This window comes from Flavobacterium gillisiae (genome assembly GCF_900107635.1).
Classification (GTDB): domain Bacteria; phylum Bacteroidota; class Bacteroidia; order Flavobacteriales; family Flavobacteriaceae; genus Flavobacterium; species Flavobacterium gillisiae.
In genome coordinates this window covers 218,055-238,671 of sequence record NZ_FNRD01000001.1, presented here as the reverse complement: position 1 = coordinate 238,671, position 20,617 = coordinate 218,055, and the positions used below count along the sequence as shown (strand labels likewise).

The window sequence follows — 20,617 nt, the reverse complement described above, 5'->3', positions numbered from 1 at the left end:
TTAAGCGTTTAAAGTTACCGTGGCAACCTTAAACTTTAAACTTGTAACTATTTTATTATCCTCTTCTTAAAACTTCATCAATCATTCCGTATTCTTTTGCTTCATCAGCAATCATCCAATAGTCACGTTCGCTATCGTTATGTACTTTTTCAAATGTTTGTCCTGAGTGGTGAGAGATAATTTTATACAACTCATCTTTCAGTTTCAACATTTCTCTTAAGTTGATTTCCATATCAGTTGCAACACCTTGTGCTCCTCCAGATGGTTGGTGAATCATTACTCTTGAGTGTGGCAATGCTGAACGTTTTCCCTCAGCACCTGCGCATAATAGAACCGCTCCCATAGAAGCTGCCATACCTGTACAAATTGTAGCAACGTCTGGCTTGATGTATTGCATCGTGTCATAAATTCCTAATCCTGCATAAACACTTCCTCCAGGAGAATTCAAATAAATTTGAATGTCCTTAGAAGCATCAGCGCTTTCTAAGAATAATAATTGTGCTTGAACGATATTTGCAATTTGGTCATCGATTCCTGTTCCTAGGAAAATAATTCTGTCCATCATCAATCTCGAGAAAACATCTAATTGAGAGATATTCAATTGACGTTCTTCGATGATATATGGAGTCATATTAGTAGGATTCATTGCTGCAACGATTTTATCGTAATACATGGCATTTACCCCGTGGTCCTTTGTAGCAAACTTTTTAAATTCTTTACCGTAGTTCATATTTTATTTGTTCTAAGTTTTACGTTATATCTGTAGCCTTCTTTAATGCAAAGGTCATACCTCTTTATAAATGATGTCAAACTGTCTTATTTTTAGCCCAGGTAGCAGTGAAAAGCTTTTTGAATTCCGGTTTTTAGTTTTTTTATTCTTGTAAAGCGACCAAAGGAAGCTCTTGCAAGAATTTTAAAAAACTAAAGCGGAAGAAAAAACTTGTAACGCATAACTGGATTAGCTCCCCAAATTAATTGAAATAAAAGAGCGCCAAAAAGAATTTTCCTTTGACGCTCAAATATACTTAATTTTTTAGAAATTATTCTCCGTAAGACGCAGCAATAAATTCGTCGTAAGTAACTTCTTTAGTTGTTGGATTTGCTTTTTCTTTAAACAATTCTAACAATTTCTCAGCTACAACTTGATCAGAAAGTCTTTTTACTTCGTCTTGGTTAGACAATACTCTAGCAACAATTCCTTGAACTTCTTCGTCCGTAGGATTTGTTTGTCCGTATTGTGCCATTTGTTGACGGATATTTTTTGTAGTGAAAGTTTTCAAGTCTTCAAAAGTGATTTTGATGTCAGATTGAGCCATTGCTCTACCTTCGATCAATTGAAAACGCAATCCTTTTTCAGAACGTGCATATTCAACCTCAGCTTCTTCAGGAGTTAATTTTTTCTCTCCTACAGTTTGCAACCATTTTTTAAGAAATGCTGAAGGCAAATCGAATTTTGTGCTTTCGATTAAGAACTCAGTAACATCTCCTAATAATTTTTGGTCTGCTTGAGTTGCAAATTGAGTTTCAGCATCTTCTTTGATCTTAGCTTTCAATTCGTCAAGAGAAGCTACTGCTCCTTCTCCGAAAAGTTTATCAAACAACTCTTGGTTTAATTCAGCCAATTCTGTTGTGTTGATTGCTTCGATTGTAAAATCTACATCTACAGCAAGTGTGTGAACGTCATCATGACCTACTTTCATCACGTCCATCAATTGATGAGCGTCTTCAAATAAACCGTTAGTGTTTACAGTAACAACGTCACCTACTTTTTTCCCGATGAATTTATCAGCAGTCGCTTTGTCTTTGAAAATATCCAAAGAAACAGTCGTTCCGCTATTGATTCCTTTTTCTTCGTTTGAGAAAGTTCCAGTTAAATCAGAACCTGCTACAACTACTTCTTGAGGAACTGCAGTACCAAATTGTTTTTGGATGCGCTCTACTTGACCGTCGATTAATTTAGCATCAGCAGAAACTACATATTTCACAATGTCGTTTTTAGCCTCTAAGTCTAAAGTAAAATCAGGAACTAATCCAATTTCGTACTCAAAAACCAATTCTTCCGCATCCCAAGAAAAATCTTCGTTTACTTTAGGAAGCGCAGAACCTAAAAGGTTTAATCTTTCTGATTGTAAAAAACGCTCTAAAGCTAAATCAACCACTTTAGTAACTTCTTCTACTTTTATGGCGCGACCGTATTGTTTTTCAACAAGATCTTTAGGCACAGCCCCTTTTCTAAATCCTTTAACGGTAGCCAAAGGCATTTTTTCGTTTATTCTTTTTGCTACTTGACCTTTGTAATCCATGTGTACAACTGTAATTACAATCGTCTCGTTTACAGCGTCTATTGCTACTCTTTTGATATCCATCTTCTTCTTTACTTTACATTATAAATTCAGAGTGCAAAATTATAAAATTTTTCGAAGCCAAACAAACTTTTTACCACCGAACCTTCAGTGCGAATTTTCATGGTGTTTTACCGTTTAAAATCAAGGGCGTTTTGATTGTTTTGGGCGTGTCCTCGTTGCAGTACGACTAGCGGTAGCGACAAGTTTATCCTGCAACGAGGTCAGGCTGTTCGTTGCAATCTTTTTTATCATTCTGCTATCGCTCCATGACATAAAAGGATTTTCACTACCATCCTTCACGCGGGACATAGACACAATTACGTTTGTGTTTTAGAGATTATTTGTAAGAATATTTTATATATTTGGATATAAAACTAAACGTTCAGTAATCTACCTAATTAGGGTTAGACAAACTCAACAAAAGAGTAAAAAACTAAATGTATAAAAAATATAGTTCATTAATTATAAATGACTTATGACAAAAAAGGAATATATTAAACACATTGGGCTCGATGAGAACCCATTCCAATACACAAACGCTGATAAAGAAACCAATTTAATTGATCAATATTTCATCTATCCAGATTACTTTGAAGACGTTTGGGGTGACCCAGCAGCACCAGTTTCCAACATAGTTTATGCCCCACGTGGCGGTGGAAAAACAGCTCAAAGGCTAATGATTGAAAAAAGGGCTGAAAAATATGATGAAATCCTGACTATAACATATACTGACCATGATTTATCAGGCTTTAAATCTATTAATGAAATCGGCTTGTCGTATCACTTAGAATATTTAAATAGACTAATGCTTTTGTCATTCTTCAATCGCTTACACACTATGAATGACTTTCAATACACCTCTGAATTCAGTTTTAGCGAAAGACAATTTATCTATAAGTTATGTAGAATATACCTTTTTGAAACACCTGCCTCGTTTCCAAAACAAGCTATTGCTTCACTGAAAACTGCTGAAGATCACGCTTTAGACATCTGGAATAAATTCAAAGAACCTATTGCCAATGTGATTAAAGCAATATCAAAAGCGAAGGGAGCAGAAATCGATATTTCAAAAATTGATTTAGACAAAAAGCTACAGATGTCGCATAAAGATAATTTCATTAATATTAAAGAGTTTCTAAATCGATTAGGACTATCAACTATATACATTCTGGTCGATAAAGTTGACGAACAAAGCTTAACGGGAAATGACCCGAAAGCAAGCTACGCATTTATCTCTGAACTCATAAAAGATTTAGAATTATTAGAAACAGACGGAATGGGGTTTAAGTTCTTCTTGTGGGACGCTCTGAAACCTTTTTGTACTAAAGACGCACGACCAGATAGAATATTCGCTTTCACCTTAAAATGGGAATTCTCTCAGATTAGAACAATGTTAAACAAACGATTAGCAGCATATAGCTCCAATAGAATTAAAGATGCTTCATCACTCTTTGATAACGAAAAAGGGCTCGGCAGAGCTATTCTTTTCTCAGAGTTTTCCCCTAGAGATTGTATTCGAATATGTAATCGAATTCTGTCTGAACAGTTCAAAGCAAATGAATCTTCCAAGCATTTTAACCTTTCTGTGGTTAACGAGTCGATTGATCTATTTTGTCAAGAAAAAGTAAGTGAATTTCTACAAAGTCAAAGCAATATAAATCATCTTGCTAAAGTTAACGGAACCTCTTTTTCTATTGAAGAGCTAGTCACAAAGAAAGTTGCTGCTGACTCACCTGCAATTAGGAATATTATACTTCCATGGACTTCGTCAGAATTGCTAAGAAAAATAGGGTTAGTGAATAGAAAAGGAAAAAAAGCTGTAAACGAATATGCTTTTACAGATATTAGAATGGCTCGCTTTGCTTGTAATGCTATGAATATGGAAAATTTCATTGCTGAAAAAGTAAGACGATGCAAAACCGACACTTGTAAATCATTTGCTTATAGAGATTTCAATAAAAAGCAGTATACATGCATAGAATGCGGAACTGAATTCTAAAAGTCCGATAGTGCGGATTTGAAATCTGTGCCCGCAACAACAAGACACAAGAAAATAACATCATATTATCGAGCAATTAAGATGACTCTCGTTTCTTGTAATGACTATACGTAGGCGACATTACAAATGTACAATCCGTCCAAAATGCGTACTTTTAAAAATAGTAGCAAACCAAAAAAAATCCTACTTTAGCCGCAAATTCCTAACAAGAATTAGGCCTTTACAAAAAGTAACACTAAAATTGATCATTCAAACTAAATAGATTGAAAACGTATTTAAAATATCTCATTTCGCTCTTTCTCGCTTTTGGCCTGATGGTGAATGATTGTACTTTAGATTCTCAATCTAATACAGCAGCTTACGATCAAGTTTCCTACGCTCAGGAGAGAAAGGATTCTAGGAACTCTAAAACTTATCGATACAATCAGATAACTTCGTCTGAGAAAACTTCATTGCCAATTCCTTTTGCACAGCTGCAATTGCAAGATATATGCAGTCTTAAAACACGAGTGCTTCTAAAATTCCGAATTGCATTGCATCAAAATATCAGCGCAATCAAAGCGCAACAGCTTTTTTTGAGAGAAACAATCACTTCAAGTAATCCTTATTTCAGTTTATACATAGCCTAGAACAGATTCTCTTTTCTAAGCATTTATGCAATTTATTGCATACCGATGATAACAAAATGTCTAATCATTTGTCATTTACACCATGTATAAACACAACAATAAAACACGCTTAGAGTCTTCTAAACGACCTACTCTTTGGATAAAAAGAAAACTAATGCTATTTATTACTGCCTTTATGATAGGAATGTCAAACGGCATGAACATCGAAGACGAATCTGCTCTCAGAAAACAACACCACACGGAACAACAAGATAAGAAAGATTGATTTGGTGATTTATAAATAGCTTGTTAAATACCCCGATATCTTTCTCTTCCTGAGTAAAAACGAAGCTTCTAATCAAAAAACTACACTAAAATTAAAGAAACTGAACTTCTGTTTCTTCTTTTCCATAAATTAAAAAAGGGGAAATGTTTTATCATCTCCCCTTTTTAATAATTAAATATTCAATACTAACATTAGTTTGTAATCGTAATCGTACCAGACATAGAACCATGAAATTGACAGTTGTAATACAGCGTGTTTGGTGCATTCATAGGAACAGTAAACGTAATTGATCCTGATACCGCCCCGTTATTTGTAACTCCAGAGTTGTATGCATTAGCAATTCCCGTACCTTGAACAGAGTTTAAATAGAAAGGGTGCCCTGCAGCAGTCACATTAAAAGTATATGTACCTCCCCTTTTAAACGTAAAGTTTGGATTACTAGAGTTCGTAAGCCCTTCACCGTTAAAAATATAAGCTGTAGTTCCACTAGCCGTAACATTATATGTTTTTGCTTCCGCACTTCCCACGTTTGAACCTATATTTCCTTGAGCAACAAGAGTAGACAAACCAGCACCATCATTTAAATGAACATTAACGTATGCGTTACGAGTTAAAAACTGAGTGTAGGTGATTGCAGCACCGCCCACTAAAGCTGATACTTGCGTTTTGCTAATGCCCGTATCTCCGTTTACAGGATTCAAACCAACAATGATATTACCTGTTGTAGCAATATTATTCTCATGAATGTGCGCAGGGTGACTTCCTCCTGCAGGAGTACCTACAAGTTTAATAGTTACTAAAGTAGTTTGATTAACACGTTCAGCGAATTCAACAGTACCACTAATACCTGGAACGTCTTTCTGGGCTAAAACATAGCTCATTTTTTTACCAGTTAACTCATTTTGACCTATATCACCTTGAGCTACTAGGATACTTAATTCAGTCGCGCTTTTGTGAAAATTAATATATCCATTATAAGTAAGTACTTGATCGTAGCCAAAAGCGCTACCGTTATCTAACTTAGCCACATTAGTTGTGCTAATTCCAGTATCTCCATTCACTGCATTAAAAGTAAAAGCAATTCCCCCTCCTTGCGCAGCTGTGTTTGCATGGATATGACCTGGATGTAAACCGCCAGCAGGAGTATTACTCAACTTTACAACGGCCAAAGCTTCGCCATTCACTCGTTTGTAAAATGTCGCAGTACCAGATATTGCTGGAACAGCAATACTTCCCAAAGGAAAAACTTTAGAAACTCCAGTAAGGTCGTTTTGTCCAATGTCACCTTGCGCAACTAAAGTGCTTAATTTGTCGGCGCTCAAATGAACATTTATGTATCCGTCAAAAGCAAGTAACGCTTGGTAAGTAATGGCACTACCATCATCAAGTGTTTTAAAAGTGGTTGTGCTTTTTCCAGTGGTTCCATCCACTGCTTTTAAGGTTAACGCTATACCTCCTCCCTCGGCAGCAGTGTTAAGGTGGATGTGTGCTGGATGAGAACCTCCTTGAGGAGTATTTTGTAATTCTAATTCTATACTTAAAGTTGCATCACTGTTTTCAATGAACTTAGCTGTTCCAGATATTCCTGAATTCCCAACTGCACCAAGATCGTAGACTTGTGAATTGACTATCGTTACCGTGGGAGCATCATCCTTACTACAGCTACTAAAGACGAAGGGAATCACCATCACAAGCGCTAAAATGCTTTTTCTAAAATTTTTCATTTGTTTAAGTTTTTCTTGTTATTGTTAAACAAATATAAATAAATAAAAGCTTGATTTCCTAATTTATTTAATAAAAAGGAAAGGAAAGAATTTAAAACAGAATGAAAATAGGCAGCGATTTTAATCTCAAAAAGCAACATCACAAATAACAACAAGCCAAAAAAGATTGATTTTTATCGTTTGATAATAACCTGTAAATCATCCAAATATCTTTCTATTCACGAGGAAAAAGGACCCTTAGAATCAAAACACCGCTTAATAAAACTAAAAAAAAATGACCTTCTGTTTCTTGCTCCCCATTAAAACAGAAAATCAATATTCTGTCTGAATAATTGTTATATTTGAGGGAATGAAAAAGGATAACACTTGTAAGACTAATCTGCATACATAAAAGTAGATTAGTCGTATTTGATCAGACATATCCACACATTATACTATTATGAAAAAAATACTCCAAATAATACTCCTGACTTTCATACTTGGATGTTCTCCAAAAATTAAATCGATAACGGAGTACAATAACAATGAAACTAGTCCAACTATAAGTCGAGTTGTTGAATTTGATAAAAATGGAAATAAAACCTTAGAACGAAACTTTGGAAATGTAAGAAGCAATAGAATCGTCAGCATAGCGTATCAGAACGGGAAAAAAATTAAGGAAACCGACTGTGATTATTTCGAAAAACAAGATACTTGCGTAGTTAGAAAATTTTCAGTTTACAAATACGATCTAAAAAATAAGCTGAAGACACAGACCATGTATGAATCGGATTCTGCGGTACGGTTCATTCGAAAATATCATAAAACTGGAAATCTAGAAGTCATAACGACTAACAGCTGGGAAATGTTTCCAACTAATGATCCAAATCCAGAAAATGCAATGAAACTAACTGATTCAGTATTTTACGATTCAAAAGGAAGAGAAATTAAACGACTTCATTACAACGAAGATCTCAAAGAGCCTTGGACAGAAAAAATTCAGTATTCTACTAATGGTTACACAAAAGAAATAGGGGGGACTAGAATGGACACAATACGACTTTATGAATATTCAAAACTTCAAAAACTAGCCAATAAAAAACATATTGACTTCGAATTTAGAGATGCAACAAATTATAAATACGAATTTCAACGGTACTAAAATCTATTTCACTTTAAAATACGATTAAACTAAAAGAACAACAAACTCATCCACTTTTTATATACAATACCGTTAGACTTAATACCAACAAAACCGATGGCAATCCTATAAAATAAATCTAATTAACGTAAATTGCGGCCTATCTAAAGATAAAATCATGAAAGACAATAAAATGCTAAATTATATAAAAGAAGTATTAAAAAATATGCCAGCTGGCTGGTTAAGTACAACAACGCATCGACTAGATATTTATGACGAAAAACTGGCTAAAACGCAATTCTTAGATCAGTTTGAAGCCTTACACAATGACAATAATTCGGAATCTTCAGCTTTAAATGCATTACCCACTGCTTACGACTATATCCGATTAGGACATCCATTATCATGTGTACTTGAATGGTCAATTGCTAAGGAAAATAATCTAAAAGCAGAAAATGTAATCAGTTTTGCGTCAAAGACAGTCCCTGTTTTGGCAGTTCTAAGAAAAAATTTATTAGATAATAGAAATACCCAAATCCTATATACTGGAGAACTACCTAATTTTTTTGATGCTGATGTAATAAAAAATATCTACGGTTATCATTTTGATTTAAAACATATTGAGAATAAAGAAGCTATTCCAGCATTTAATGGCAGTACCGTTTTAATTTCGAAAGAAGAAAAATTTGGCGCAATTGACATTCCTAACGGTGTTGATTTTTTCATTAGTCTTCATGGTGACTTAGGAAGTGTTTTATTTACAAATGGAGAGAAAAACGAAAGTTACATTTCAGATATTCAGCATGTAAGAAGAAGAGAGACCATTGCAATGACACCTGCTGATTCTCTTTCAGCTTTGAAAACTTTAGTAGCACAATCTCCTATTGAAACTACAGAAAGTAATATTGAAGCAGATAAAAAAGCAGTCTTAGATTCGATTAAAACAATTACGAATTCGAGTACCAAGCCATTAGTTGCTTCTAGCGGATTATCTATTCAGTATGCGATTTTAATGGGATTAATTCATGATGCCGTTGAAAAACACAAAGGAAAGGCAATCAAAATTATTGTCCCTCCTAACTGTTATGGCGGTACAAATGACCAAGCACGACGTGTTGCTGCTTGCATTGACAATGTTGAAATCGTGGATTTACTAGTGGATGGTGATAATGACATGGTGCAAAGTATTGATACCGTTTTAGCCCAAATTGCTAATGAAGATGCGGTTCCATATATCATTGCTGAGATTCCAACAAACCCAAGAGTTGAAGTGCCAAATCTTATCGATTTAAAAAATGTTTTAAGTCAAGAGCGCAAAACGGCTGCAGGCACAATAGCGATAGATCCCGTTTTTATTTTAGATCAAACATTTTGCCCTAATGTTCACTTTTTAGGTGAAGAGGATATTCTTGCTAGCGTTAGAACGATTTCATTTGCTAGTGGATCAAAATTCCCTAGTGGTGGGCAATGTACTGCTGGCTACTGTGTAGGAAATAAAAAAACGGGTGCTTTGATGGAAAAAATAGCTTTGCATCTAGACCTATGCGATAATGAGGCTACAGCTTTACAATATGAAATACTAGCCAAACAATTGCCTTCAATGAATCAAAGAATCGTTGATGCTTATAAAAATACACGTGATTTTGTAAACTTTATCAAAGCTACTTTACCAGAGGCAAAAATTAATTTTGTTTCAGAAGCATTAGCAGAGCAAGGGTTTACACCTTCTGTTTTCTCATTAGACCTTCCTACTAAGGGGAATACTAACGAAGAAAAAGAAGCACATAAAAGAGACTTGAATTTAAAATTAATCAATTTGATGATTACAGAAATCCCTAATGAAAGTAAGTTCTGCGTCAGCTACGGACAATTAAAAGGATGTTACTGGACGATACCTGCAACATCTACTCAGGGGACGACGAAAGAAGGCGACAAAGATTATATTGTGCGTGCCTCACTTTCTCCTAATATGGATCTTGAACTACATAAAAAAGTCTTTTTGAAATTTGTTGAAAACATGTAAAACATCTCTAAGTAGAGCTACCTAATTATATATAAAAGCGATAAGCATCTGCAACTAAAAGCTGCATGTGCTTATATCAATGGAATATAATAGATCTATAAGCCGTTCCGTTTTACCCATAGAATTCTCTTACTAAACGGTAACATTACGAAGAAAAAACAGGAACGTTGAAGTCAAATATTTAAAAAAACGTACTTAAACTCTGCCACTACAAGCCTCTAGGCTTGCTCTTTTAAAAAAGCATCATATAAATTACAAACACCATTAGTTCTTATGATATAATGGTGTTTTTTTGTTGATTGTATTTTGTATTTTGCAACAGCATTTAATATTAAAATAACAATATGAATACAACACATGCCGATATTATCATAATAGGAGCTGGCTTGTCCGGTATAGGGGCTGCCTGTCATTTATCTCGTAAAAACCCGGATAAAACCTATATTATTTTAGAAGCAAGAACAGAACTTGGAGGTACTTGGAGTTTGTTTAAATACCCTGGTATTCGTTCTGATTCTGATATGTACACCTTTGGCTATTCCTTTAAAACATGGGAAGACCAAAAGTCTTTTGCCGATGGACCTTCAATCTTGAAATATATAAATGAAGCCGCTGACGAATATAAGGTACGCGATCATATCATCTACCAACAGCGTGCGCTTTCTTATAACTTCGATACAAAAGAGAAATTATGGACGGTAACTACTGTAAATAATGCAACAGCCGAAGAAACGGTTTACACCTGCCAGTTTATCTTTAGTTGCAGCGGTTACTATAATTATACCAAAGGATACACCCCTGAATTTAAGGATCAATCCAGCTTTGAAGGAGAAATAATCCACCCTCAAAAATGGCCTAAAAACTTAGATGTTACTGACAAAAAAATCATTGTAATTGGTAGCGGAGCGACTGCCGTCACCATTGTCCCCGAGCTTGCCGCTGAAGCCGCAAAGGTCACTATGCTGCAGAGATCGCCAACTTATATTGCCGCCTTACCCAATAAAGACAAGGTTGCCGCTCGATTGAAACGCCTATTCCCGAAAAAAGTAGCGTATCGATTGATCCGTTATAAAAACATTTTATACACTATTGTCTTTTTCAATCTCTGTAAGTACTATCCTGAAAGAATGAAAAATTTTATTATAAAAGGTGCTAAAAAAGGTCTAGGTGACTTTCCTGTCGACCCTCATTTTATACCAAATTACAATCCATGGGAGCAACGTTTTTGCATCGCCCCAAACGGAGATTTTTTTAGAGCTATTAGAAAAGGGAAGGCATCAGTAGTTACCGACCATATCGATCGTTTTCTAACAAATGGAATTTTATTAAAATCGGGGGAGACACTAGCCGCCGATATCATCATCACGGCAACAGGACTTGATTTAGTGGCGTTTGGAGGAGTGAAAATTCAATTAGATTCAAAGCCATTTGATGTTTCCAAATCTTTTGTCTACAAAGGCCTAATGTTAAGTGACCTTCCCAACTTCTTTATATTTGTTGGTTATACCAATGCTTCTTGGACGTTAAAAAGTGACCTTACCAGTGAATATATTTCTCGGGTATTGAAGTACTTGGACAAACATAATTACAAAGCTTTGCAAGCAAAAGTAACCGAGACTACTTTAAAACCAGTTCCATTACTCAACCTGAACTCTGGATACATTACGAGGTCGGCCAATATGCTTCCCAGTCAAGGAAACAAAGCCCCTTGGCGTATATACCAAAACTATATTCTAGATTATAAAATGCTTCGACTGGATGCCGTTAAAGACAAACGAATCCGCTTTTTTAAATAAAGGCTGTTAAAAACCTTCGAATATAATATCAAAATAGTATCCTTAGTTAACAATAAGTAACTTTCTAAATGAACCGCATAAAAACCATACTACCTATAATTGTTGTTGCTCAGTTTTGCTGTACCTCTCTTTGGTTTGCAAGTAATGCTGTGATGAGCGACTTAGTAATCAATTTTGGTCTTACTGAATCTGCAATTGGTCACTTAACCTCAGCCGTACAGTTTGGTTTTATATTAGGCACATTAGTCTTTGCAGTACTAGCAATAGCTGATCGCTTTTCTCCTTCCAAAGTATTCTTGATAAGTGCACTCCTTGGAGCGGTATGCAATTTAGGCATACTATGGGAAGACAACACTTTGACTACGATGCTCTCTATCCGATTTCTAACTGGTTTTTTCCTTGCTGGAATCTACCCTGTTGGAATGAAGATAGCCGCTGACTATTTTGACAAAGGGCTTGGTAAGTCGCGGGGGTTTTTAGTGGGAGCTTTAGTGATTGGGACTGCTTTTCCCCATTTATTAAAAGGGTTAACGAATGTATTCCCTTGGAAATTAGTCATTATCACTACTTCTTCGTTAGCAGTACTGGGCGGTTTGATGATTTCCCTTTTAGTTCCTGATGGCCCTTATCGAAAACAAAGTCAAGGCATTAACTTGTCTGCTTTCTTTGGTATATTTAGAAATCAAAACTTACGTTCTGCTGCTTTTGGGTATTTTGGTCACATGTGGGAGTTATATGCTTTTTGGGCATTTACACCATTAATGCTTAAAACATATAGCGACTTACATCCAGAAACAACCTTTAATATTCCTATTTTATCTTTCCTTATCATTGGTATTGGAGGACTCGCTTGCATATTTAGTGGCTATCTTTCTCAGTCCTTCGGCGCAAAACGAATTGCATTTATATCACTACTACTATCTTGTACTTGCTGTCTTGTTTTTCCTTTTCTATTTATAGTTCAATCAGCGACTCTCTTTATTGCTTTCTTACTTTTTTGGGGAATGGTCGTCGTTGCTGATTCTCCACTTTTATCGACATTAGTCGCTCAAAATGCTCCTGCAGAAATAAAAGGAACTGCCCTTACAATTGTGAATAGTATCGGCTTTGCAATCACAATAATTAGTATTCAATTAATCAGTGGATTGAAAACACTAACAGATACAAACTATATTTATATTTGTTTAGCTATTGGTCCTATTTTAGGATTATTGGCGTTAAGCAAAAAAACAGAATAGATAATTTACTCGGATTTAAAAACAGTTTCGTTATCAAAAAAAAGCCTCGAAAGATTTACTTTTCGAGGCTTTTTTTGTTTCTAAGAGATAATTTGAAATTAAATAGCATGGTCAAATTTCAGAAGATCTGAATTGCAATCTGCAAATATTGTAGCCCGTAGCGGAATCGAACCGCTCTTACATGGATGAAAACCATGCGTCCTAACCGATAGACGAACGGGCCTTAATTCTCTATTCTGCTGCAAAAATAGAACTATTTTTGAGATACACAAAACCAATTACTATAACTGATGATAATAAATCACCATTTTTTTATCAGAAAATTGTAATTAATTCATAATTAGTACTTAGTAAAAAAAAAGCAGGAGTTTTTTTTTTCATACTGACAGTAATGAGACAAATCACAAGAAAAGCTATGATATCTCATCATAGCTTTTTTTATTTTTAAAGCATGCGCAGCGCACTTCTTCCATTTCTCTGAAGTTTACTAACAACTATGACCTTAACTATCCATAGCCTTATGACTTCCAGTTATTAACAAATTAAAACTACTTTTTATTAGCGCCATTCATCATTGGCATTCCTTTGCTATCCATCATTTTCATGCTTGATTGCATACATTCTTTACTCATCATACCTCCTTGCTGCATCATTTGCATCATGGTAGTCATAGTTTTGCCGTCCTTCATCATTTCACCCATCATAGATTGCATCATTTCTGGATTAGCCATCGTCCCGTGCATGAATTTTTTTGTCATCGTACTGTCTTTCATCATCATTTGCATATCGTTAGATCCCATCGTATTACCCATCATCATTTTATTCCCTTGCATCATTTGCATTGCATGTGGATTATTTTGCATTTTCCCCATGAATTCTGTCATAAAATCATGATTATTAGCAATGGCGTCAAAAATTTCAGTCCTTGATTCTGAGTTTTCAAGAATTGCTTTACTGTCCATTTTTTGGTTACAACTGCTTAATGCTACCAAACTGATTACCGAAAAAATAATTGCTACTGTTCTCATACTATTTGAATTTAATTAAAGATTACTATTTATTAATTAGCCTACTAGTGAAATTTATTTTCTTTTTCTATATCGGTGTGCTGTCACTAATAATATCAATGCAAAAATCAATATCGAGCCCCACCAAAACCAATGCATTCCCATAAATGAGTAGCCATCCATATGCATTCCTCCATGTCCTGTATTATCCATAATTGTATAGTTTTAGCGTTAAATACCACTTCTGCGTTTAAAATGTTATTTGGATTTTTTATCCATTCCCTTCATCTTACTCATGTCCATTTTTTCTGCCTTCATTTTCTCCATCATTTTCATCATTTCTGGATTATCCATCATTGATTTACACATATCGAACATCATAGCATCATCATTTTTAGCTTTTTCCATCATGCCCTTCATCATACCTTTCATCATATCTGGATTATCCTTCATCATTTTCATCATTTCAGGCATCATGCTTTTCATCATTTCAGGATTTTCTTTCATCTTCTCCATCATTGTGACATGATGTTCTTTCATCATCATCATTTTACCGTTTTTGCTGTTCATCAACGCCCCCATCATCTCTTTTGACATTATTTCGTCATTGGCGATAGTGTTCATGATCCCGGTTCTCTTCTCTGATTTTGACAGTACCTGATTCGTTGACTGACAAGAATACAATAGTCCAACTAAACCGAATGCAAATACAAATTTCTGTAGTGTTTTCATGGTATTTTATTTAGAGATTAAAATTTTTATATTAAACGTAAACGTTCCTACAACATCTCCCCTGTGATTAGATCAATTCCTTTTTGTGATCTGTATTCACTGTTGCTATCACAGGAAACGAAAAGGATGTTTTTTTAGAGCGATTCAATTAAACTGCAATTTTTGAAAGCAAAATGTTAAAGATTTTTTCTTTTTAATAATTAACATTTAGCCCAAAACCCACTCCCATATCACTATCGTAATGCGTAGTGATTCCAAGATTTTTACCTACAATATATTTTAATCCTGCCATGTATTCTTTATCAGTATTAACCATAAAGGCCGCTCGCAGTCGTTTGGAAACAGGTATATCTTCCCGCATCAACTGAAAACGAACATTCCCATCATGATACACTTCAGCTTGTGCAGTTATCAGCAATGGTAGTGTATAACTAAAACCTAAACTCACTTGAATACGTTTGTCTTTAGTACTCTTTTGACCGAAAACATTTTTCTCTACTTCATTATAACCTAGCTTTCGGTATCGAGCATCAAAACCAATAAAGGGCATAAACCATTGATTTCTTCCAATGTATCTTCCAATATGTGTTTCTGATTCATAACCATGATCATCATGATATCCTAAACGCCATTCTGTAGCAAAACTCCAACGCGCATTTTGCACCATTGCTTGCCCATCATTTCCGTTAGTAGCGAAATCATTTTCTGCCATAAAATGCAATCCGTTACTTTCTGATTGCAACTTTTTATAGGCGGCTACTTTGTTAGGTAAGTAGGGGTTTGGTTGCGAATTTTCATAGCTAAACACTCTATTCATACCTGCCATCATATGATAGAGAATGTGACAATGAAAGAACCAGTCACCATCAGCATTTGCTGCAAATTCAATCACATCTGTTTCCATAGGCATGATATCCAATACATTTTTTAATGGAGCGTAGTCCCCTTGTCCGTTCAACACTCTAAAATCGTGTCCATGCAAGTGCATAGGGTGACGCATCATGGAATTATTGAACAACGTGATACGAACAATTTCTCCTTTTTTAATTAAAATTTTATCTACTTCTGAAAGTACTTTATTATCCATACTCCATACATACCGATTCATGTTTCCAGTTAATTCGAAACGTATTTCACGAACAGGAGCGTTTTTGTCAAGTGTAGTCTCAGTAGGAGATTTTAGCATTCCATAATTCAAGGTAGTGATATCGCTGTTCATTACATGCTTTGAATGGTCCATTCCAGCATCCATTTTCATTGGCTTCTTGTCTGCCGCCCCAACTATTTCTGGATACATCACCGTATTCATATCCATTTTTTGCATAGACATATCCATTCCCATGTCATTCATAGTTCCGTCCATATTCATCATGTCATTCATCATCTTCATGCCTTCAAAATATTTTAGTTTTGGCATCGGACTAATTAATTGTTTAATCCCTTGACCAATATAAATTGATGTTGACTTAGTTCTATCTTCTGGCGTAGCTAAAAATTCATACGAAGCATTTCCAGCAGGAATTGTAACAATAACATCATAAGTTTCAGAAACGCCAATGATTAATCGATCCACTTCTAAAGGTTCGACATCATTTCCATCATTAGCCACTACAGTCATTTTTCCACCGGCATACTTTAACCAAAAATAAGACGAGGCGCCACCATTAGAAATTCGTAAACGTACTTTATCACCTGCTTTAAATTGCGAAAGTTGACTTTCATTCTGTCCGTTTATTAGAAATTTATCATAGTAGATATCACTCACATCCATGGCCAACATTCGTTTCCATTCGTTGGTTAATTTGGTTTGGAAATGTCCTGATTTAATTGCTTCGGCATAACTTTGCGTGGTTCCTTTTTTAATAGCAAACCAATCGGAAGCATTGTGCAACATCCGATGTACATTCTCAGGTTTATAATCGGTCCATTCACTTAAAATTATCGGAATTTGCGGAATATCATCTATTCCATTTCTAAAGGTTGGATCATCTGATTTTTTATTTAAAATCAAAGAACCATACATCCCTATTTGCTCTTGCAAACCACTATGGCTGTGGTACCAGTGTGTTCCTGATTGAATTATTGGGAATTTATACACAAATTCCGCTCCTGGTTCAATAGGCATTTGCGTCAAAAAAGGCACACCATCTTCTTTATTGGGCAACATTAAACCATGCCAATGCAAAGAGGTAGACTCCTTCAAATGATTGTAAACATGAATTTCGGCTGTATCACCTTCGGTAAAAGTTAATGTAGGCATAGGAATTTGTCCATTTACCGCAATAGCTCTTTTTTCTTTGCCTGAAAAATTGACAATCGTATCGCGAACATGTAGGTCGTAGCGAACCGTTCTTGATGGTGCACTTTTAACTAATTTCTTAACAATTCCTTCTTTGACCGTCGTATTATTTGCAGAAACAGTAGCATGATTACCGTGTAAATCTTCTGTTGCTGCTTTAGACTCAACAGTCTTTGCTTTTACTGACACCGCTGTTTTCACTATTGGCTTTGCTGTTTGTTTTTTCTGCACCGTTTTTTTTACCGGTTGTGCCTTTTCTTTAATCAAATCCATACCACACTTAGGACATTTTCCGGGTTTAGTAGCATGAATTTCCGGGTGCATTACACAGGTATAAGTTGGCAGCTGCACTTCTTTTTTTGTTTCTTTTTTTGAATGGTCCATTCCTATCCTATCCTGCGCAGTAAGCAAAGTAGGTAATATGATGAAGACGAGTATAAGAAGCAGATTTTTCATGGAGTTATTTTTCTAAAATTGGGATTGTCTATTTTAATAAGTTGGTTTGCATAATTAGAACACTGTCTGTGGCATTTCCTTTTTTATAATTGCTGTTTTTTTTTTAAAGTTTTAAATTTCTCAACCGCAGTGCATTTGCAATAACAGAAACCGAACTAAAACTCATGGCTAACGCAGCGATCATTGGCGAAAGCAAGAGTCCGAAAAAAGGATATAAAACCCCTGCGGCAATGGGGATTCCAAGTACATTATAAAAGAAAGCAAAAAATAAATTTTGATTGATATTTTTCATCACAGCATGGCTCAGTTCTTTAGCCTTGACAATCCCTTGTAAATCTCCTTTTACTAAAGTTATTTTGGCACTTTCTATTGCTACATCAGTTCCCGTACCCATCGCAATACCAATATCGGCTTGAGCCAAAGCCGGTGCATCATTAATGCCGTCTCCTGCCATGGCTACAATTTTGCCTTGGTCTTGTAACCTTTTAATTTCCTTTAATTTATCCTCCGGCAGACAGCCCGCTATGAAGGAAGTTAAATGCAATTCGTCAGCGACTGCTTTAGCAGTGTTCTCGTTATCGCCCGTAAGCATTATCACTTCGACTCCTTGGCTCATTAATTCCTTAATTGCCGCCACACTTGTGCTTTTAATCGCATCTGTTATTGTTACATAACCCAAAACCTGAGCATCTACCGAAATATAAGACACTGTTTTTCCTAGTTTTTGCTCGGCTACTATTTTAGCGGTTAAATCATCCGAAGTTTTTGAATTGTTTTGCTCCATCAATTTCGCATTTCCAAGTGCGACTTTTTTACCATTGACGGTTCCAACCACTCCTTTTCCTGTGATGGATTCAAAGTCTTTCGCTTCTAATAAAGTAACCTTTTTAGCTTTCGCAAAATTGACTACGGCTTCCGCCAAAGGATGTTCGCTATATTGATTCAACGAAGCAATCATTTGCAACAAATCTTCCTCTTTATTTTCAGTCGAAAATACTTTTTCTACAGATGGCTTACCCTCGGTGATCGTTCCTGTTTTATCGGTAATTAGAACATTTACCTTATTCATATTTTCTAAGGCTTCCGCATTTTTTATCAAAACCCCAGATTGCGCTCCTTTACCCACTCCTACCATAACTGACATCGGGGTTGCTAATCCTAAAGCACAAGGACAAGCTATAATCAAAACAGCAATTGCATTTATGAATCCATAAACGATTGCTGGCTCGGGGCCAAATTTTGCCCAAACAAAAAAGGTAATTACTGAAACTGCCACTACTATTGGCACAAAATATTTAGCGATTCTGTCGGCCAATTTCTGTATCGGCGCTCTCGAACGGCTGGCTGAATTTACCATTTGCACAATTTGGGAAAGCAAGGTTTCTGAGCCAATTTTTTCAGCAACCATAACAAAAGATTTGTTCCCGTTAATTGTTCCTGCAATAACCGCATCGTCTGCTTTTTTATCCACAGGAATGGGTTCACCCGAAATCATAGATTCATCGATAGTAGTTTCGCCATCGGTAATTTTTCCGTCAACAGGGATTTTTTCGCCTGGTTTCACCCGAAGCAAATCGTCTTTTTTGATGTCATGAACAGAAATCACTTTGTCTCCACCGTCAACGACAAGTGTCGCAACTGTAGGCGCTAATTTCAATAATTCTTTTATGGCACCGCTGGTTCTGCTGTGTGCTTTTGCCTCTAACAACTGACCTAGTAAAACCAAAGTTAGTATCACCGTTGTTGCCTCAAAATAGAGATGTACCGTTCCGCTTTCTGTTTTGAATTCATTTGGAAAAAGTTCTGGAAAGAACAAGCCAAACAGGCTAAATAGAAAAGCAACCCCCGAACCAATTCCGATCAGGGTAAACATATTTAAGTTCCATGTAATAACCGACTTCCAGGCACGTACAAAAAACATCCAAGTAGCATAAAAAACGACCGGAAGCGACAAGGCAAACTGCACCCAGTTCCAACTTGAGATATCCATTATTTTTAACAGCGGGTTATTAGGTATCATTTCTGACATCGCTATAATAAAAATAGGCAGCGTAAAAACAACGGCTATTTTCATTTTACGCACTAAGTCAAGATACGTCTTGTTGTCTTCGCTTTCGCTAGGTTCCATAGGTACTAAATCCATTCCGCATATCGGACAAGAACCCGGCCCTTCCTGGATTATTTCAGGATGCATGGGACAAGTGTACATTGTTTTCGCGGGAATTAAATCGGGTGCTTTTACCAAATCCATTCCGCAAACAGGACAGTCTCCCGCTTGGTCATATACTTTATCGCCTTCGCAATGCATGGGGCAATAATATTTTCCTGCCGCATTAGAAGGAATACCGGCTTCCTCTTTATGATGATGATTACTGTCTTTGTTGTGTTGATGCGTTTGAGTACCGCAACATGATTTCCCTACTGCTTCTTCCACTTTTTCATCAGCTGCAGCATTGGTTGAACTCAATTCAGGTTCTTTTACTAAATGCATTCCGCAAACGGGACAATCCCCCGGCTCGTCATATACTTTATCACCTTCGCAATGCATAGGGCAATAATATTTTCCTGCCACATTCTCGGATATGCCGACTATGTCTTTATGATGTTGGTGACTGTCTTTGTCTTGTTGATCTTTTGTAGTACCGCAGCAAGATTTCGCAGCTGGTTCCTCTGTAGTTTTTTCTTCAGCAACTACCGACTGGCTCATCTCAATAGAATAATTCCCGGCAGCGGTTAAGGCTTCTTGCAACTGTGTAATAGGAATGTGTTTATCCATTGTGATGACAGCTACTGGTGGCGCTAACGAAACAATAGCCTCTACCCCTTTAATAGCATTCAGTGTTTTCTCCACTTTGCCGCGACAACCATCGCAACTCATTCCGGTAATGGTATAGGTATGTTTCATTTCTTTGCAGTTTTAAATTAACATTACAAATATCCGAATGAGACTACTTTATTTTGTTACACAATTATGGGTATGCTTT

General features: G+C 36.0%; 15 protein-coding genes and 1 tRNA gene. 7 read left to right on the top strand and 9 right to left on the bottom strand.

Annotation, left to right across the window (positions count from 1 at the left end):
* Positions 1–55: 55 nt before the first annotated feature.
* Positions 56–730, bottom strand: coding sequence for an ATP-dependent Clp endopeptidase proteolytic subunit ClpP (gene clpP / locus BLV35_RS01040; RefSeq protein ID WP_091083434.1), 675 nt, complete (start codon positions 728–730; stop codon positions 56–58).
* 310 nt (positions 731–1,040) lie between these two features.
* A complete protein-coding gene (locus BLV35_RS01035; protein WP_091083432.1) occupies positions 1,041–2,366 on the bottom strand; it encodes a trigger factor in 1,326 nt (441 codons plus the stop codon).
* 454 nt (positions 2,367–2,820) lie between these two features.
* Between BLV35_RS01035 and BLV35_RS01030 the strand changes: the two genes are divergently transcribed.
* The 3 genes from BLV35_RS01030 (at position 2,821) to BLV35_RS01020 (ending at position 5,238) form a co-directional block, all read left to right on the top strand.
* Positions 2,821–4,344 (top strand): P-loop ATPase, Sll1717 family, encoded by a 1,524-nt coding sequence (locus BLV35_RS01030; RefSeq protein ID WP_091083429.1) that lies wholly within the window; start codon positions 2,821–2,823, stop codon positions 4,342–4,344.
* Between the two features lie 263 nt (positions 4,345–4,607).
* A complete protein-coding gene (locus BLV35_RS01025) occupies positions 4,608–4,973 on the top strand; it encodes a hypothetical protein (protein WP_143031823.1) in 366 nt (121 codons plus the stop codon).
* An 82-nt stretch (positions 4,974–5,055) separates the two neighbouring features.
* The gene (locus tag BLV35_RS01020; RefSeq protein ID WP_091083424.1) at positions 5,056–5,238 is read left to right on the top strand and encodes a hypothetical protein; all 183 of its coding nucleotides are present in this window, start codon (positions 5,056–5,058) and stop codon (positions 5,236–5,238) included.
* A gap of 191 nt (positions 5,239–5,429) precedes the next feature.
* Here the strand turns inward: BLV35_RS01020 and BLV35_RS01015 are convergent, their stop codons facing one another.
* A complete protein-coding gene (locus tag BLV35_RS01015; RefSeq protein ID WP_091083421.1) occupies positions 5,430–6,962 on the bottom strand; it encodes a CHRD domain-containing protein in 1,533 nt (510 codons plus the stop codon).
* Between the two features lie 439 nt (positions 6,963–7,401).
* Here BLV35_RS01015 and BLV35_RS01010 point away from each other — a divergent pair, with 439 nt between their 5' ends.
* The 4 genes from BLV35_RS01010 (at position 7,402) to BLV35_RS00995 (ending at position 13,139) form a co-directional block, all read left to right on the top strand.
* Positions 7,402–8,103, top strand: a complete 702-nt coding sequence (locus BLV35_RS01010) for a hypothetical protein (protein WP_091083419.1) — start codon at positions 7,402–7,404, stop codon at positions 8,101–8,103.
* Positions 8,104–8,260: 157 nt separating this feature from the next.
* Entirely contained in the window at positions 8,261–10,105 is a 1,845-nt protein-coding gene (locus BLV35_RS01005; RefSeq protein ID WP_091083416.1) for a PLP-dependent aminotransferase family protein, read from the top strand.
* A 344-nt stretch (positions 10,106–10,449) separates the two neighbouring features.
* Entirely contained in the window at positions 10,450–11,901 is a 1,452-nt protein-coding gene (locus BLV35_RS01000; RefSeq protein WP_091083412.1) for a flavin-containing monooxygenase, read from the top strand.
* A gap of 68 nt (positions 11,902–11,969) precedes the next feature.
* Positions 11,970–13,139: an MFS transporter gene (locus BLV35_RS00995; RefSeq protein WP_091083409.1), complete on the top strand. Its 1,170-nt coding sequence runs from the start codon at positions 11,970–11,972 to the stop codon at positions 13,137–13,139.
* Positions 13,140–13,290: 151 nt separating this feature from the next.
* Here the strand turns inward: BLV35_RS00995 and BLV35_RS00990 are convergent.
* The 6 genes from BLV35_RS00990 to BLV35_RS00970 form a co-directional block, all read right to left on the bottom strand.
* A tRNA-Glu gene (locus BLV35_RS00990) sits at positions 13,291–13,362 on the bottom strand.
* 325 nt (positions 13,363–13,687) lie between these two features.
* Entirely contained in the window at positions 13,688–14,167 is a 480-nt protein-coding gene (locus BLV35_RS00985; protein WP_091083406.1) for a hypothetical protein, read from the bottom strand.
* A 54-nt stretch (positions 14,168–14,221) separates the two neighbouring features.
* Positions 14,222–14,359 carry a hypothetical protein gene (locus tag BLV35_RS19195; RefSeq protein ID WP_176980539.1) on the bottom strand — a complete coding sequence of 46 codons (138 nt, stop codon included), beginning with the start codon at positions 14,357–14,359 and terminating at the stop codon, positions 14,222–14,224.
* Between the two features lie 45 nt (positions 14,360–14,404).
* Positions 14,405–14,878, bottom strand: coding sequence for a membrane or secreted protein (locus BLV35_RS00980; protein ID WP_091083404.1), 474 nt, complete (start codon positions 14,876–14,878; stop codon positions 14,405–14,407).
* 193 nt (positions 14,879–15,071) lie between these two features.
* Positions 15,072–17,633, bottom strand: coding sequence for a multicopper oxidase domain-containing protein (locus BLV35_RS00975; RefSeq protein WP_245711994.1), 2,562 nt, complete (start codon positions 17,631–17,633; stop codon positions 15,072–15,074).
* 103 nt (positions 17,634–17,736) lie between these two features.
* Positions 17,737–20,538 (bottom strand): heavy metal translocating P-type ATPase, encoded by a 2,802-nt coding sequence (locus tag BLV35_RS00970; protein WP_091083401.1) that lies wholly within the window; start codon positions 20,536–20,538, stop codon positions 17,737–17,739.
* Positions 20,539–20,617: the final 79 nt, after the last annotated feature.